Here is a 16,185-nt window from a genome sequence, read left to right on the forward strand (position 1 = left end):
CCTTCACCTCCTTTCATCAATCTTTTCTGCTTTTATCATTGGCAGGTTGTCATATATACTGGTGGTATATGAATGCGCTTACTTATCTTAATTTGTAAAGGAAGAAGCACATGAATGAAATGAAAGAAGATAAATATGTCATTGGCGAACAACAATTCTCCATTCATCACATCTATCGTACCGGTTTCACGGTTATGCCCCGGCCTCATGTCCACGAGAACTATGAGCTGTATCTCTTACTGCGAGGAGAACGCATCTATTTTATGAATGGCAAGGTATACACCGCTCGCAAGGGGGATCTGATATTCATCCTTCCTCATGACTTGCACTCTACTGCCAGTACGCAATTGCAGGAAACAGAGCGCATTTTGATTCATTTTTCTCCGACGTTTCTCCCACAGCAGGATCATGACATTCTTGACCTGCCGCCGTATCAGCAATCCTCGCTACTTCGCTTACCTGCGAGAGAGCAAGTGGAGGTTGAACGTTTATTCCTACAGATGAATACCGAATGCAGGAATAAGCAGCCTCTGCATGACCGTTGTGTACAGCATTTACTGCTGGAAATGCTTATCCTGGTACACCGATCGGAAGCGATCGAGCGAAGTGAACCTGTTTCCTCTCATCCCATGCATCAGAAAATCACGGAAATTTCTTCTTTTATTCAGGATCATTACAATGAACCGTTAACTCTCGAACAAGTGGCCGCATGCTTCTTCATCAGTCCAGCTTACCTAAGCCGTATCTTTCTAAAGTTGACTGGTTTTCATTTCAGCGAATACATCCGCGTAGTGAGGGTCAGGGCGGCCCAAACAAGACTTCGAACCACCAAAGACAAAATCCAGCATATTGCAGAGGATGTCGGGTTCGGTCATGCTTCCCACTTTAATAAAATCTTTAAAAAAATAACCGGGCTCTCTCCTCTTCAGTACCGCAAGCAGGTTCGGTAGATATTCAGTGTAAAGAATTAGACGCCGACTTTATACATCCGCTCTTGTCTTGTTTTTCCATTTTTATATCCACTTGCTCTTTCATGGAACTAAAGACAAGCCGCTTTGGAATAAGTAAAATGCACAAAAAAACCATACTTCGCTGCAATACATGCAACAAAGTATGGCTATTCCATAGTCATTTTACATCTTTAAAATTATATAAATTACTCTTTCTATGGCCTTATCGCAATGCTTTAATATCCTGAATCAGCATTGCAACATTCTCTTTCTTTGTAGCCCAACTGGTACAGAATCGAACAGCACTATGTGCATCATCAACCTTTTCCCAAAAGGAATAAGTATATTTTTCACTCAATGTCTTTAGTATACGATCTGGTAAAATCGGAAACTGCTGATTAGTTGTAGAACGGTATTGAAAAGAAAAACCTTGCTCAGATAATCCGTTTTGAAGTAGCATTGCCATATCTATAGCGTGTTTGGAAATTTCAACGTATAAACCGTCTTCAAACAAAGTTTCGAATTGAATGCCCAACATTCTTCCCTTAGCCAGCAGTCCTCCTTTTTGCTTGATCATATATCGAAAATCTTTTTTCAATGTATCATTTAGAATGACTACTGCTTCTCCCATCAAGGCTCCAATTTTGGTCCCGCCAATATAAAATACATCGCATAGCTTTGCTATATCTGCTAAAGATACGTCGCTATCTTCGGCCACCAAGCCATAACCTAATCGGGCTCCATCTATAAACAGTGGTAAACCACACTCTTGACAGACTCTACTTAATGCTTCCAGCTCTGATTTGCTATAAATTGTTCCATTTTCAGTAGGTTGGGAAATATAAACCATCCCGGGCTGTACACTATGCTCAGGAGCGGCATCATTCCAGTGAGCGTCATATAGCTCCTTTACCTGCTCGGCCCGGATTTTCCCATCATCACTTGGCAAAGTAAGTACTTTATGCCCAATAGCTTCAATCGCTCCGGTCTCATGTACGGCAATATGTCCAGAAACTGCAGCAACAACGCCTTGATGCGGACGCAGAATAGAAGAAATGACGGTGGTATTGGTCTGTGTACCTCCAACCAAAAAGTGTACATCTGCATTTGGGGAGTCACATGCTTCTTTAATATATGCTCTGGCTTTTTCACAATGATCGTCGACACCATAACCTGGAGTTTGTTCATCATTAGTCTCCAGTAGTCGCTTTAATATGCGCTCATGAGCACCTTCGGTATAGTCGCATTCAAATCGTATCATTCTGTATCCTCTCCAAATTATCCAATTTCTTCTGAATTAACAACATAGAAGCATGTAATTCCTTAATCTCTTCTTCTGAAAGTCCTTGAACTAATTTTAGAATTTGTTCATCAGACCTTTCATTCAGTTGGTTGTAGAACACTTTTCCTTTAGGAGTCAAACGAATCAGATTTGTTCTATTATCCAACGTTGAATTTTCCTTAACAAGAAAGCCCTCTTTGCAAAATTTTGCAATGATCCTACTCATATAGCTGCGATCAATTTTAAGAGATTCGACTAGAGTATTCGCAATACATGGCTCGATCAACCCGATCTCTATAATGACACGGGCCTCAGTAAAGGAATATCCGCTATCCAGCACATGTCTATCTAAAACACCTAGTATATTCGTATAGAACCGATTAAAACGCCTCATATCCGCTATGATATTAGCATCTATATTGATCATAACTCCCCCTATTTAGTGGACTTTTGCAACAATTATAGTAATGATTTTTGTGGACTCTGTCAATGAAATAATAATCAATATCGACAAAAGAAAAAATCGTACATTAAGACACTCGTCTAATGCACGATTTCATATATTTACCTATAAGGTCATTGAGCTATCGCTATTTATAGCCTTTTCCTTCTTATGCTTCCGTTTCAGCTTCAGATGAGCTACGACCATATACAGCGTCGGAACTACAAACAATGTTAAAATAGTTGAAAAAATCAGTCCGAAAATAATGGTCGTTGCTAACGGTTTGAACAAGATCTCGCCTATTGTGGCAATAGGGATCATACCCACAATCGCAGTTAGCGAAGTAAGCAAGATCGGACGGAAACGGGCAGAGCATGCCATTAGAATGGCGTCTGTTAAATCAGCGCCTTCACGCCGCGCATCTTCAATAAACTCTATCAGCACGATACCGTTACGCACGACAATACCAGCAAGTGAAATGATACCCATAATACTCATGAATCCAATTGGCATCCCCGAAATAAAACTTCCAAGGATTCCCCCTGCCGCTGCCAGATAAACAGTGGTCATAATAATGAGCGGTGTGGAAACCGAGTAAAACTGCATGGTAATTAAGAGGAGAATAAGAAAAATAACAATCACAGCTAATTTGCCCAAATCCTTAAACATATCAGACTGCGCGGATGTTTCCCCTCCCATCTCCCAGGTGTAGTCTGGTTCAAACTGGGTATTTGTAAGTTTGCTACGGATATCATTAGTGAGTTCTGTAGCTGTACGCCCATTTCCATTGGCTGAGATCGTTACCGTCCGTTCCAGATCATAGCGGTGGATTTGTTGGATGGAAAAGTCCGGTTTCATCGTGGCTAATTGGGATAAGGGGATTTGCTCCCTTGCCGCATTGTTCACACTTAATTGTTGGAATAATACCTCAGGATCATGGTTTGGTTTGTTCATGTATATATTGACATCAAGCAATTCCTTACCCGTATCAAAATCCGTTACGTTCACACCGTCACCCATTAATAGCAAAGTACGCGTTAAATCGGAATAGCTAACCTGATATTTATCCAAGGCTTGCTGATTAATTTGGAAATTCAGATTATAGCTTTGCATACCCATATTATCGGTCACATCTACAGCTCCGGGGGTTCCCGCAACAATTTCTTTGACTTTAGTTGTCATGTTTTGCAGCTTATCAATGTCTTCTCCTTTTATACGGATAGACACCGCACTGCCGACCGGAATACCTAATTGGGGAACACGAATGCTGATTAATGCAGATGGATATTTAGCTTGTAGCGTATGGGTCCAGTTATCCACTGTTTTTTTGAGATCAAATAGCCCCTCTTTTCCAACGACAGCAATTTGGCCGTTTACCGCTCCCCCAGAGCCGTGACCACCTGCAACATCGCTGTACAGCTGAGGCGCTCCTCCACCTGCCGTTGCCGCCAACCGCTCTGTTTCTGGCTGTTTTTTGACCCACATGCCAATCTCGTTAATAACCTGATTGGTTGCCTGCAACGATGTTCCTTCTGGCATCGTTACACTGATCGTGGCATCCGCTTGATCGGAATCCGGAAATAACTCAATAGGAACAACAGCAAGTAGTCCATAAGCTGCTGTACCCATCATAAGACCAATAAGCGCTGTTAAAAGTGGGCGGCGCAGTATTCTTGGCATCCAGTTTTTAGAGTACACATTGGATAGAGACTGGATTTGATTCCCCAGAAGTCCAGGTGGCTTAACTGTCCTATTATTCTCTTTTCCTTTACGACGTTGATCATACCATTGACGGAAAATAGGAATGATCGTTAATGACATAATCATGGAAGCCAGCATCGTTAACGAAATAACGGTAGGTATCGGTTTAATAAAGTCACCAATGGTGCCCGGCAGGAATAAAAGCGGGGCAAATGCTGCAACCGTAGCTAGTGTAGCTGTAATGATTGATAAGGATACCTCTTTCGTTCCTTTAATGGCTGCCTCCGTAGCATCTTCCCCAAATTCAGTGCGTCGGCGTTCAATATTGTCATTGACCACGACGGCATCATCAACCAATATCCCTAGCACGATGATTAATCCGATGACTGAAATTTGATTCAGCGTGATTCCTGTTGTGGGCAAGAAAATAAAGCCGATGGCGATGGAAACAGGAATGGCCAAGGCCACAAATGCAGAAGTCAGCAAATTTAAACCTAATGTACATATAACAATGACCGATATAATAGCGATGATCATCTCTTTGGTTAGGTTTCCAAACATTTCATCTACTCGATCATTTTGCGCAAAAAGCAGCTCAAAATGTACATTCTTCGGCAAACTGCTCACAAGTTCATTGATTTTGGCTGTAGTCGCTTTAGATACCGTTGGCACGTCTGTGCCTGTATCTCCACTCACACTGATCGAAATAGCAGGCTTGTTATTCACATACGTATAACTAGCTGCTTTTTTAAAAACAAGTGAGGCTGTCCCTACATCTTTCAGAGATATCGGGAATCCATCGTCATTGCTTGAAATCTGGACGTTATTTAGAATGGATGGATCGGTAGAGGCATTTACCGTCAGCTGATAAGTACGCTCATTGAAATCCATACTACCTGTAGGAACTCTTTCATTCTCATTTTTGATTGCTTGAACAACCTGCTCCCAGGAGATATTATATTGTTGCATCTTTTGTGTGTCTAAACTGATTCGTACTTCTTGATCTGGTATTCCTTGAATATTAACTTGCGAAACACCCGAGACCGTTTTTAATTGATCTTTCCATTTGTTCATTAATTCATTCAACGAGTATAAATTCTCAATTTTATCAGAAGTAATCGCATATGAACCAATGAAAGAGCTTGTCATGCTATCATTGATAACCGGCTGCATCGCATCATCTGGAAGCTCGGACTGTGCATCCTGTACCTTTGTACGAAGATCAGCCCATACCTTTGTCGGGTCTGCATCTTCAAAAGCTTCTACAGTTATACTGGATTGGCCTTTAGATGAAGTGGAAGAAATCGTTTTGACACCTTGTACGGCTTTAATTTTCTGTTCCATGACCTTAGTAATGGTTTGCTCGATTCTTTCGGGTGAGGCGCCCGGATAGATGGTGGTAACACTGGCTGACAAGGGAATAACATCGGGCTGCTCTTGTTTAGGTAACGATGTAAAATTATAGAGCCCTAGCACAATGCACATGCCAAAGAAAATGAGTGTAATTTTTTGTTTTTTAACGATATATTTAATCATTCGGACGACTCCTCCGATTTCTCAAGTACGTCATTCCCAATTAAATCACCATTAAATAAGGTTCCTGCTCCTTGTGTAACGATTTGATCGCCTGCCTGTAATCCAGAGACCACTTCGAGCTGATTATTAGTCACTTTCCCCAGTTTAATCGGTGTTTTGACGGCTTTTCCGTTTACTGCTTTAAAGACATAAGGATCACTTCCCGTACTAATTACGGCCTCTACGGGCACTAAAAGCGCTTCGTTTTGATTCATGCTTTTAGATGCGCTTATGACTTGACCAGGTTTCCAATTCAGTTCGGGATTGGGAATGCTAACTTCCACATTGATGCTTCCCGTTTTGGAGTTAGTCGATGGATAGATCTGAGTAACGGTCCCTGTTCTAATTTCATCATAGAGAGATATATTTACTTTTTGGTTTTTCTTCCACGATAAGATTTCACTGTCCGGTACAGGGAGGAGTACTTTTAAAGTCTTGATATTTCCGACAACAAATGCCTCACTCCCGCTGGAGCCCAGTTGACCATCAGATATCTTTTTTTCAATCACAACACCCGTGATCGGGGAAGTTAAAGTAGCTTTTTTCAGTGACAAGGCTGACTGTTCATAAGCAGCCAATGCATCCTCATAGGTAGCCTGCGCCTGAGCTTTACTGGCTAGCCCTTGTTGTATAGTAGCCCTAGCCGATTCCAGCCCTGCCCTGGCCTGATCTACCCCGGCCGAAGCTTGGGCACGCTGTTCCTGGGATGCCCCTGCAAGCAAAAGGGACAATTTCTCTTGCGCATCACTTAAGCTTTTTTGTGCGTTTGCTAATTCCAGCTGCGCATTCTCATTTTCCGTTAATGATACTGCACCTGCCTGGAATAGACTTTGGGACCGTGCGGCATCCGCTTTCTTCTTGTTATAATTATTAGTTGCTACAGTAACCGCATTTTGAGACTGTGCAATCTCCTGCTTTTTGGCGCCATTGTTCAATTCCTGCAATTTGGATTGGGCCGCGTTGACCTGGGATTGTGAACTATGAATGCCTGCCTGGGCCGATTGGACAGTAGCCTCCGCTTGGCTAACACCAGCCTTTGCCTTTTCCATGGTTGCCTTTGCCCGATCCAGCTGTAACTGGTAAGCAGATGTATCTAGCTTCGCAAGGACACTCCCTTTTTCTACTGAATCCCCAACTTCGACCATAGTGTTCAATATACGTCCATCCGCTTCAAAGGAAACATTGGCCTCATTACTTGCCTGCAATGTTCCCGCCAAATTAAAATCATTGGCCAAAGGTTTCATTGCAAGTTTCTCAATTTTCACCGGGTGACTGGCTTCTGTTACAGAGTTCTCCGATGCACTGGAGCAACCGGAAACTACTAAGGCTAATGCAACCCCTGCAATCATTATCCTGATTTCTTTTCTCTTCAACTAATGTCATCCTCTCTGATTCTCTCTTCTAAAGGTGCTATCAGCAACCCGTGGGTCAAGTAAACTTTTTCATCCTTTTTTCATGTTATAGCAATGAACAAACAAAAAAATCGTACAAAGGGGCAAGCACCTTATGTACGACTGGGCAAATAAATAACATATTTTCAGTTATTATTTCTAAAGCTGTAAAATACCACGTTCCAACGAAACGGCAACGGCTTCGGATCTGGAATCAACACCAAGCTTGTTATAAATATTCGTTAAATGTGCCTTTACGGTACGCTCGGAAATTCCCATATCAAACGCAATTTCCTTACTTTTAAAACCATGTGCAACAGACTTTAATATGTGTCTTTCCTTATCAGTTAGAATTAAGTTTCTTTCGTGTGATTCTATCTCAGCTTCTCTCTTATTCGTAGTAGCAAATACCCTTGCTGTTATTTCTGGCTGAAGCAGCGTTTCACCCCTTAGCGCAGACTCAATAGTGCGAAATAAGTTTTCTCGACTGGTATCTTTTAGTAAATATCCTTTTGCCCCCAATGAGAGTCCCTTAATCATTAAATCATCTTCGTTATAGGTCGTCAGGATAATGACTGGTGTTTCATTTTGTTTTTCTCTGAGGGCTTTCATGGTTTCCAAACCACTCATTTGTGGCATATATAAATCCAACAATATGACATGCGGCTGAAGTTCTTCGATCAATTTAAGAGCCGTTACACCTTCTCCAGCTTCACCAATCACTTCATAACTGTCATTGGTCTCCAGCACCAGCTTTAATCCTTCTCTAACTACCCAATGATCGTCGACGATTAAAATCTTGTATTTCATGATAGGTCTCCTTTAGTAAGAGGCGCCTCTATTTTTATAGCTGTACCTTCTTGAAATATACTGCTGATATTGATTTTTCCACCCAGCATCCGTACACGCTCATGTATGCCTATTATTCCGTAATGCCCTGTTTGCTTGGCAATAATATCTGTATCAAATCCTTTTCCATCATCGCGAATCTGAATTTCAATCTTGCCTTCATTATCTAAAATATGAATCCATACGGTATTAGCATGTGAATGTTTCGCTACGTTGGTTAAACACTCGCTTATAATAAACAATCCATGTTCGAACAACAGTCTGGGGACGGAAGCTTTAATTTTGATGTTGCGTATTACACGAATGCTCGTAGCCATTGTAAATCGATGTATTTCTTCCTCCACTGCTTCTGCAAAATCAACTTCCGAGATGGTTTTCGAACGCAGATTGTCTATAGCTCGCCTTGAATCAGACAATGTTCTTCGCACTTGTGACATCGATTGTTGGACGATCTCCTGAGCTCTTTGCGTACTCCCTTTTGTCAGATGGGCATCAATGGCTTCAAGTTGCATGATTAGCCCAGCAAGCCCTTGAGCCAGCGTATCATGAAGATCACGGGCCATACGTTGTCGTTCGTTAGCAATTGTAAGTTCTTCGACCTTTTGATGTGCGATTTCAAGTTCTTTAAGAACGTTTTGCGTTCGGATTCGTGCTTTGACTTGTTTGAGAAAAAGAACGGCATAAGCTACTATAACAACTGCAATTAGAAAAAATAGAGGGATGAACAACACAAATTGCTTGCCATCATTATGCCAGACCACAGCAACACAAAAAAGTACATAGGAGATCAAAAATACAAGAATGACCTTAAGCGGCTTGTAATAAATACCTATACTCTGACCCACCAAAATTGGCATTAACCCAACCAGTACAATCGAAAAACTGTCAGGTAGAAGAAATGCACTTGAAAAGATCAATCCCCCTTGCACAACAAAATAAGCCCAAGAAAAATATTTTGCAACTCTATGAGCATGCAAGTACAAGAGGATGTGCAATATGATGATTACAGTGAATAAGACACTTTGCAGCAGATTTAGACCACTAGACAAATGTTGAAGAATTACAGACTCACTATAAATTATAAAAATCCATATTATAGTTAATACTTTTGAAATATCTTTCTTCTCAAATTCACCTTCACTTATTTCCGGATCTAGATTTTGAATCTGTTCATTGAATACATCAATCATAATTCCCTCCTACAATTCTGAATTCGGCTTTTCAACTTATTAGAGACAACGCCCCTATGACGACCTGGTCAATTTAGTTTGAATAGAAATCATTTATATATTATTTTACAAAAAAACAAACAGAAAAAAACGTACACATGGGCAATATCATTTGTACGTTTGGGCATTAAATACTATTTGTTCGACTCCAGCCAAATATGTGTCATATAAAAAGCACGCAACAGGTTATCCCGTGCGCGCTTGGTCATTCTCTATTTCTCCTCCAACTCATCCGGTACATCGTATTTATTGATATGTGAAGTTATTGCTGCAACGGCTTCGCTGGCATCCGTCGTGGCCGGTACTTCTCTAACCACATCATCCGTCTGGTCACGAAAATTCAAACGGTCTGCCTCGATTTCCTTCTGTTGATTGGGTTTCATTTTTCATAGCGCTCCTTTCTTATTCCAGTGCCTGATCTCGTTCTGTTAACGTGTATAAAGGTACTTCCCGTTCCTCTTCTGGATTGCTCAGCGCATAAATGCGTGCCGTCTCACGCTGTTCATTCACATGCTGAATATAAATGGGTAGCCCATCGCACAACACATCCGCCATGATGGAAGAGGACGCTATTTCTTGCGCTCTTTGAACATTCACTTAGAAAAAACCTCCCTTGCTAAGTAGAGTTCGCCTTTACTATGCACGAGTTAAATATTTGTTATACACATTTCATGCCAACATGTGTTTCACGATCATGAAAGGATATCATTTGAAAAAATAAATATTATTGTTATTATGGATTAAGAGATTCAGTGAAAACTGCGATCTTAATTGTAGAGAAAAGGAGTAATGATGGATGTTAAACGTATTAATGGTTAACTTTCCGGCAGAAGGACATGTAAACCCCACGCTTGGGATCACGCAAGCCTTTGCAGCACGAGGGGACCAGGTTCATTACATTACAACTGAGAAATACAAGAATAGACTCGAAGCAGTTGGAGCGATGGTTCACCTGCATCCTGATCTAGTCAGGACTGCTTCCATTGATACCAACACTCCGGCAGGACTGAACGCATTTATGAATATTCATATCCAGACTTCGATGGACATCTTAGCCATCACTCAGGAACTGTCCGAGCGTATTCAATTTGACTTGGTGTTCTATGATCGATTCGGAGCTGGTGAATTAGTAAGAGATTATTTGAATATTCCAGGCATTTCTTCATCCCCATCTTTTCTCATTTCAAATCATCTGATGGCTGCCAATCTCTTCCGCTCCGACGCTAAAGTACCGTTTCAGCCTGATGAACAAGTCACGTCTTCACTGCATCTCATGAAAGAAAGGTTCGGTGTTGCTCCCAAAGATCTGGTTCAATTTATGAACAATTCAGGAGCTTTGAATGTTGTATATACGAGCAGATATTTTCAACCGAATGGTGAACAATTTGGGGACGAGCATCTTTTTATTGGCCCCAGCTTCCCGGAGCGCAAAGGAGAAAATTCATTCCCGCTAGACAGACTACAGGGTAAAAAGGTTTTATATATTTCGATGGGAACTGTGCTGGACCACACTGAAGACTTTTTTAACACCTGCATTGAGGCTTTTTCCGATTTTGAAGGCATCGTCGTGATTGCAGCTGGCGAGAAAGCTGACTTTACCAAAATTAACCCGGCTCCTGAGCACTTTATCATCTCGTCTTATGTTCCTCAATTGGAGGTATTACGTCATTCAGATGTATTTATTACTCATGGTGGAATGAACAGTGTAAATGAAGGAATTCACTTTAATGTCCCCTTGGTCGTGCTGCCTCAGGACAAGGATCAGCCCATGGTCGCGCAGCGGTTAACGGAACTTCAAGCGGGCTATCGAATAACTAAGGATCAAATCAATACACAAACGTTAAGAGATGCCGTACATGAGGTAGTGTCAAACGCAGCGTATAAAGAGGGCGTACAAAAAATAAATGACAGCTTCCAGCAATCCGGCGGTACAAAAGAAGCTCTCGCAAAAATTGATGCTTATCTTGATGCTTATCTGCAACATAAGCGCGCCTAAAATCACACGAGCAAAATGGCCACAAAAAAACAGGAATCTGACCATCCACGGTCAGGTTCCTGTTTGTATGCGATTCTATCCGAGGATATCCCACTTCTGGAACGAGGCAATCGTACAGTTTCCGTTCGCAAATGCACGAATACCTGTTGATTCCATTCCGGGATACACTCTTCCTGTGAGGACGTATTCACCGTCGCCGATGAATATTTCAACCGAGCTTTTATCGACAAAAACCCGAAGCTCCAGGCGGCCCTCGTTTAAGCCCAAAGGCACTCTTCTCTCTCCACCCGGGCCGATACCGGCACGCTCACGGTTAAAACGGAACAGGCCGTCATCGGGACGGTACGACAGTACAGTCTCCTCTTCGTTACCCACCCGCAGTTTCAAACCGAATTCATCGGTGTTACTGGACTCAAACTCAAATACGACCTTCAGTTCGTAGCTATCTCCGCGCGTGTCCATAATCTGCTCACCTGTCATTAAGATATCCCGCTGCTCGAACAGATTGTATCGGTAATTCTTTACCTCTTCAAGTGGACGGAACAGCAGCCTGGCGCCGTCGATCACCGCTTCCCGCGGAAGACTCATCGCACCAGCCCAATGGTGCCCCTCCTGAGTCGGCATCTCCGATTCCCACATATCCATCCATCCGATGACGATACGCCGTCCTTTATCATCCAAGGTTGACTGTGGGGCATAGAAATCGAATCCGTGATCCACCTGAGCATACCGATCTGCCGTAAATGTTCCGGCAGCGGAATTGAAATCACCTATACCGTACATGGTTGAATGCAGATTGCGGTAAGCCTCTCCCTGTGCAGGCATGCGCTGCGGGGATAGCATAAATACGTGCCGACCACCGAGCGGGAACAGATCTGGACACTCCCAATTATCGCCAAAGCGTCCGTCACTCACGGCTAGTACATTGACATACGTCCAGCTTTTCAGGTCTTCAGAACGGTAAAGCAGTACAAGTCCGTTCCCTTTCGCATCATTAGAGCCGAGAACGGCGTAATATTGATCTTCGTGCCTGAACACCTTAGGGTCACGGAAGTCTTTACGGCTGATCGTGTCCGGTATAGCGTCATAACCGATGACCGGGTTGCCCTCCCACTTTTCGAACGTCATTCCGTCTTCTGATACTGCAATTCCCTGCGACTGCTTGTAATCCTGATCTTTGTCAGGCCCGGTTACAACATGTCCGGTATACATCAGGACAAGCTTTCCGTCCTGCTCAATCGCACTGCCAGAGAAGCAGCCATCCTGGTCGAACTCACCGTCCGGTGCCAAAGCGATCGGCAGATAATCCCACTTCATAAGATCGCGGCTGACTGCATGTCCCCAGTGCATCGGTCCCCATACTGATTTATACGGGTAATGTTGATAGAACAAGTGATATTGCCCGTTATATTGAATGAAGCCGTTCGGATCATTCATCCAGCCCAATTCAGCCATTAAATGGTAGTGCAGCCGATAATCTGGCCGAAGCATATGCTTCGATTGGGAAATAAATTGATCTGCACGCTCTCTCGTATACGTTCTAGTCTGTTTGATAAAGCATCCTCCCCCTGCAGTTATTTAATCGAGCCTTGCATAACACCCTGAATAATATACTTCTGGGCGAACAGATAGATGATAATGATCGGAAATATCGTCAGTACCAAACTTGCCATCAATGGACCATAATCCACTGTATAGGTTCCATAAAAGTTGTACGTGGACAACGGAAGTGTCCTTTGCTCCGGATCGACAAGAATAAGGGAAGGCAACAGAAAATCATTCCAGATCCACAGTACATTGAGAATGGAAATGGTGGCAGTCGTGGGCATCAGTACCGGAAACACAATCCGGAAGAATGTCTGAAACCGCGTGCATCCGTCAATTAGCGCCGCTTCCTCCAGTTCCTTTGGAATACTCTTTACAAAACCATGATAAATGAAGACGGCCAGCGAGCTGCCAAAACCGATATACATGTAAATCAGCGACCACTTGCTGTTCAGCAGATCAAGTGACCCGTAGATTTTCACCAATGGAATCATGATAGCCTGGAATGGAATGATCATGGATGCAACCATCAGCATAAATGTATATTGGTTGAACTTGGTGTTGTTTCTGACAAAATAATGAGCCGTCATCGCCGCGAACAGTGAGATAAACAGAACACTTAACACCGTTATGACCAATGAGTTGGTGAAGGCAGCGATGTAATTCATTTTATCAAATGCATTCATATAATTGACCGTACTGAAGCTCTCTGGAAGCGATAACGGATTTGAGGTGATGGCCATGTTTTCCTTGAACGAATTGATCAGCAGAAAGACGAAAGGTACGATGAACAATATGAGTATGACTGTCAGCACAATGAATTTGATCACGGAGGAAGCAATTCTTTTTCTTGTCATTACGCCTCCACCTCCAACTTCTTGCTAAAATAAACCTGAAGCAGAGTGATGAGAGCAACCATCAGGAACAACACGAATGCTTCTGCCTGCCCCACACCATAATCACGGGAAAGGAATGCCTTTTCATACACATGCATCGACACCATTTGAGTACTGCTGAACGGCCCACCTTTCGTGAGCGCAAGGTTCACGTCATAGACCATAAATCCGCGCTGCAGGGACAAGAATATACATACGATGAAAGAAGGAACCATCAAGGGCAGCACCATTTTCCGCAGTCTGGTCCAGCTGTTTGCCCCATCAATGCTTGCGGCCTCCATAATATCATTCGGGACACCAGTCAACCCTGCGATGTAAATGACCATCATGTAACCCGCGTTCTGCCACACGGTTACAATCACGAGTGCCCAGAACGCTTTGTCGGGATCAGCCAGCCAAGTCGTGCTGAGCGACTGTATGCTGGCATGTTGTCCCAAATAGACAAGCACGTTGTTGAATATAAACTGCCATATAAAACCGAGTACAATGCCGCCGACAAGGTTGGGCAGGAAAAATCCCGCCCGGAAAATACTCTGTCCTTTTAACCCTTTTGTCAGCACATAAGCCAGCATAAAAGCGATCACATTGATAAGAACAACGGTATAAAACACATACTTGAGCGTCAAGCTGAACGATTTCCAAAACTCAATATCTCTAAAAACAGCCAGATAGTTTTGGACGCCAACCAGCGATAGTGTGGTGGAAATACCATCCCAGTTTGTGAACGTCAGATAGATGCCGTACAAAAATGGAATGATCATTACCGTTATGAAGGCAAACAAGGTTGGTCCGGTAAACAGCAGCCGCGTCCGCAGCCGATTCCATACTCCTTTTTCCGCAATCATGATGATCCCCCTCTCTTTGTCCCTGATTTCTCTCTCTATTCCAGGTAATTTGAAAACAACCTTATTTTACGGTCTTCCAGTAGTTTTCGATTTCTTTAACCAGTGTTGCACGATCGCCCTGTTTCGCCAGATACTTTTGCATGGAAGATCCTGTCTTGGACCAGTGGTCGGCAGGTAGCATACTCATCGACTGCTCTGACTTGCCTTTTGCGATATAATCCTGGATGGACTTGCCGAGCGGGTCGGCCGCAGGCAGTGTAATATTTTTGAACGCCGGGATGATGTTTGCTTGGTTCACGAGGAAATCCTGGCCTTTCTCTTCATAGACGATCCAGTTCAGGAACTTCTTCGCCGCCTCTTGCTGTTCTGGAGTAGCCTTCTCCTTGTCAATAACAATGCGCTTGGATACAGCAGACGAAATCTCCTGATTGCCGTAGTCATCGGCATTGTTGCTGATGGGTACAGGCAGAAAACCATATTCTTTGTTAGCGGTATCAAAACTGTTGATTTGCGGCCATGCCCAGTTGCCCATGAACCAAATGCCAACTTCACCTTTGCCGAGCAGTTCCGGTCCGCGTTCATAAGTTCCTGCTAGCGGAGAAGCCTGATCGATATTGTATTTCATCATGACGTCGAATGTATCCATAAGTCCGTTAAATACAGGATTATTAGCCAAGTCCGCCTGGCCCGCTTTTAGTGACGCCATGAATTTGTCCACTTCAGCCATGTCTTTGTTCTGGCCTGCATAAGCAAGAGGCAAATAATGAGCGCCCAGGGACCAGTCCATTGATGAAATCACCAGTGCTTTCTTTCCGGATGTCTCGATTTGCTGAAACAGTTTTTCAAGGTCATTTCGGGTTTTAATTGTGGTGGGATCAAAGCTTCCGCCTACCGCTTTATCTACAACGGCTTTATTGTAAATGAATCCGTAGCCTTCAACAGCCAGTGGAAACGCGTAATTTTTACCATCAAATGTCGTAGCAGTGGTAGCGCTTTCAACAGTGTCCGCATTCCACTTTTCCCCGCTTAGATCGAGGATACGGTCCTTAAATTTCTCAACATCACCTGTATCTAGCATGATCATGGTCGGCGGGTTTCCTGATGCATACAAGGCAGAGGCACGCTCAAAAGGAGATCCACCAGTCGGAACCGGCTGGATTTCAACAGTAATGCCCGGATTGTCTTTCTGGAACGCCTTCGCGGCTTCCTCCAGCTGTGGAAGGATTTCACCTTTGGAGTTCAAAAGCGTAATTTTCACATTTTTCGAATCCCCTGATCCCCCTCCAGAAGCCGAATTACCTTCTCCTCCGGAGCCACTGCATGCAGACACCACCATAACCAAAAGGAGCAGCATTACCATCCATTGAACTCTTTTGAATTTCCTCATTGTTGTCATCCCCTTATTTATATAATGGCTCTGAACACTTAAATAAAACGCTTACAAACGGATTATATGTCAAGGGTTTAACTTGTGTCAATCGTTT

Annotated in this window: 14 protein-coding genes; 2 read left to right on the forward strand and 12 right to left on the reverse strand. The window is 43.2% G+C overall.

Annotation, left to right across the window (positions count from 1 at the left end; genetic code table 11):
- Positions 1-110 precede the first annotated feature (110 nt).
- On the forward strand, positions 111-950 hold the full coding sequence (locus ACYCSE_RS05645; RefSeq protein ID WP_165179265.1) for a helix-turn-helix transcriptional regulator: 840 nt from the start codon (positions 111-113) through the stop codon (positions 948-950).
- 223 nt (positions 951-1,173) lie between these two features.
- Here ACYCSE_RS05645 and ACYCSE_RS05650 read toward each other — a convergent pair whose 3' ends face one another.
- The 8 genes from ACYCSE_RS05650 to ACYCSE_RS05685 form a co-directional block, all read right to left on the reverse strand.
- Positions 1,174-2,211 (reverse strand): threonine aldolase family protein, encoded by a 1,038-nt coding sequence (locus tag ACYCSE_RS05650; RefSeq protein ID WP_250266734.1) that lies wholly within the window; start codon positions 2,209-2,211, stop codon positions 1,174-1,176.
- Positions 2,198-2,659, reverse strand: coding sequence for a MarR family winged helix-turn-helix transcriptional regulator (locus tag ACYCSE_RS05655; protein ID WP_069290461.1), 462 nt, complete (start codon positions 2,657-2,659; stop codon positions 2,198-2,200). The genes ACYCSE_RS05650 and ACYCSE_RS05655 overlap by 14 nt, the downstream gene beginning before the upstream one ends.
- Before the next feature lie 141 nt (positions 2,660-2,800).
- Positions 2,801-5,911 carry an efflux RND transporter permease subunit gene (locus ACYCSE_RS05660; protein WP_322175907.1) on the reverse strand — a complete coding sequence of 1,037 codons (3,111 nt, stop codon included), beginning with the start codon at positions 5,909-5,911 and terminating at the stop codon, positions 2,801-2,803.
- Entirely contained in the window at positions 5,908-7,299 is a 1,392-nt protein-coding gene (locus ACYCSE_RS05665) for an efflux RND transporter periplasmic adaptor subunit (RefSeq protein WP_459702484.1), read from the reverse strand. The genes ACYCSE_RS05660 and ACYCSE_RS05665 overlap by 4 nt, the downstream gene beginning before the upstream one ends.
- A 201-nt stretch (positions 7,300-7,500) precedes the next feature.
- A complete protein-coding gene (locus ACYCSE_RS05670; protein WP_254329451.1) occupies positions 7,501-8,151 on the reverse strand; it encodes a response regulator in 651 nt (216 codons plus the stop codon).
- A complete protein-coding gene (locus ACYCSE_RS05675) occupies positions 8,148-9,380 on the reverse strand; it encodes a sensor histidine kinase (protein WP_459701816.1) in 1,233 nt (410 codons plus the stop codon). The genes ACYCSE_RS05670 and ACYCSE_RS05675 overlap by 4 nt, the downstream gene beginning before the upstream one ends.
- Before the next feature lie 251 nt (positions 9,381-9,631).
- The gene (locus ACYCSE_RS05680) at positions 9,632-9,802 is read right to left on the reverse strand and encodes a hypothetical protein (RefSeq protein WP_165179260.1); all 171 of its coding nucleotides are present in this window, start codon (positions 9,800-9,802) and stop codon (positions 9,632-9,634) included.
- 19 nt (positions 9,803-9,821) lie between these two features.
- Positions 9,822-10,016 (reverse strand): H-type small acid-soluble spore protein, encoded by a 195-nt coding sequence (locus tag ACYCSE_RS05685; protein ID WP_069290466.1) that lies wholly within the window; start codon positions 10,014-10,016, stop codon positions 9,822-9,824.
- A gap of 199 nt (positions 10,017-10,215) precedes the next feature.
- Between ACYCSE_RS05685 and ACYCSE_RS05690 the strand changes: the two genes are divergently transcribed.
- The gene (locus ACYCSE_RS05690; RefSeq protein ID WP_459701817.1) at positions 10,216-11,415 is read left to right on the forward strand and encodes a macrolide family glycosyltransferase; all 1,200 of its coding nucleotides are present in this window, start codon (positions 10,216-10,218) and stop codon (positions 11,413-11,415) included.
- Between the two features lie 75 nt (positions 11,416-11,490).
- On the opposite strand, the gene ACYCSE_RS05695 is transcribed toward ACYCSE_RS05690, so the two are convergent.
- From ACYCSE_RS05695 to ACYCSE_RS05710, 4 genes are all read right to left on the reverse strand, one after another.
- Positions 11,491-12,906 carry a glycoside hydrolase family 32 protein gene (locus tag ACYCSE_RS05695; protein ID WP_459701818.1) on the reverse strand — a complete coding sequence of 472 codons (1,416 nt, stop codon included), beginning with the start codon at positions 12,904-12,906 and terminating at the stop codon, positions 11,491-11,493.
- An 83-nt stretch (positions 12,907-12,989) separates the two neighbouring features.
- On the reverse strand, positions 12,990-13,817 hold the full coding sequence (locus ACYCSE_RS05700; RefSeq protein ID WP_069290469.1) for a carbohydrate ABC transporter permease: 828 nt from the start codon (positions 13,815-13,817) through the stop codon (positions 12,990-12,992).
- Entirely contained in the window at positions 13,817-14,701 is an 885-nt protein-coding gene (locus ACYCSE_RS05705) for a carbohydrate ABC transporter permease (RefSeq protein ID WP_061828966.1), read from the reverse strand. The genes ACYCSE_RS05700 and ACYCSE_RS05705 overlap by 1 nt, the downstream gene beginning before the upstream one ends.
- A 61-nt stretch (positions 14,702-14,762) precedes the next feature.
- Positions 14,763-16,088 (reverse strand): ABC transporter substrate-binding protein, encoded by a 1,326-nt coding sequence (locus tag ACYCSE_RS05710; RefSeq protein WP_414126417.1) that lies wholly within the window; start codon positions 16,086-16,088, stop codon positions 14,763-14,765.
- Between the last annotated feature and the right edge of the window lie 97 nt (positions 16,089-16,185).

The organism is Paenibacillus sp. SEL1 (assembly GCF_054602535.1).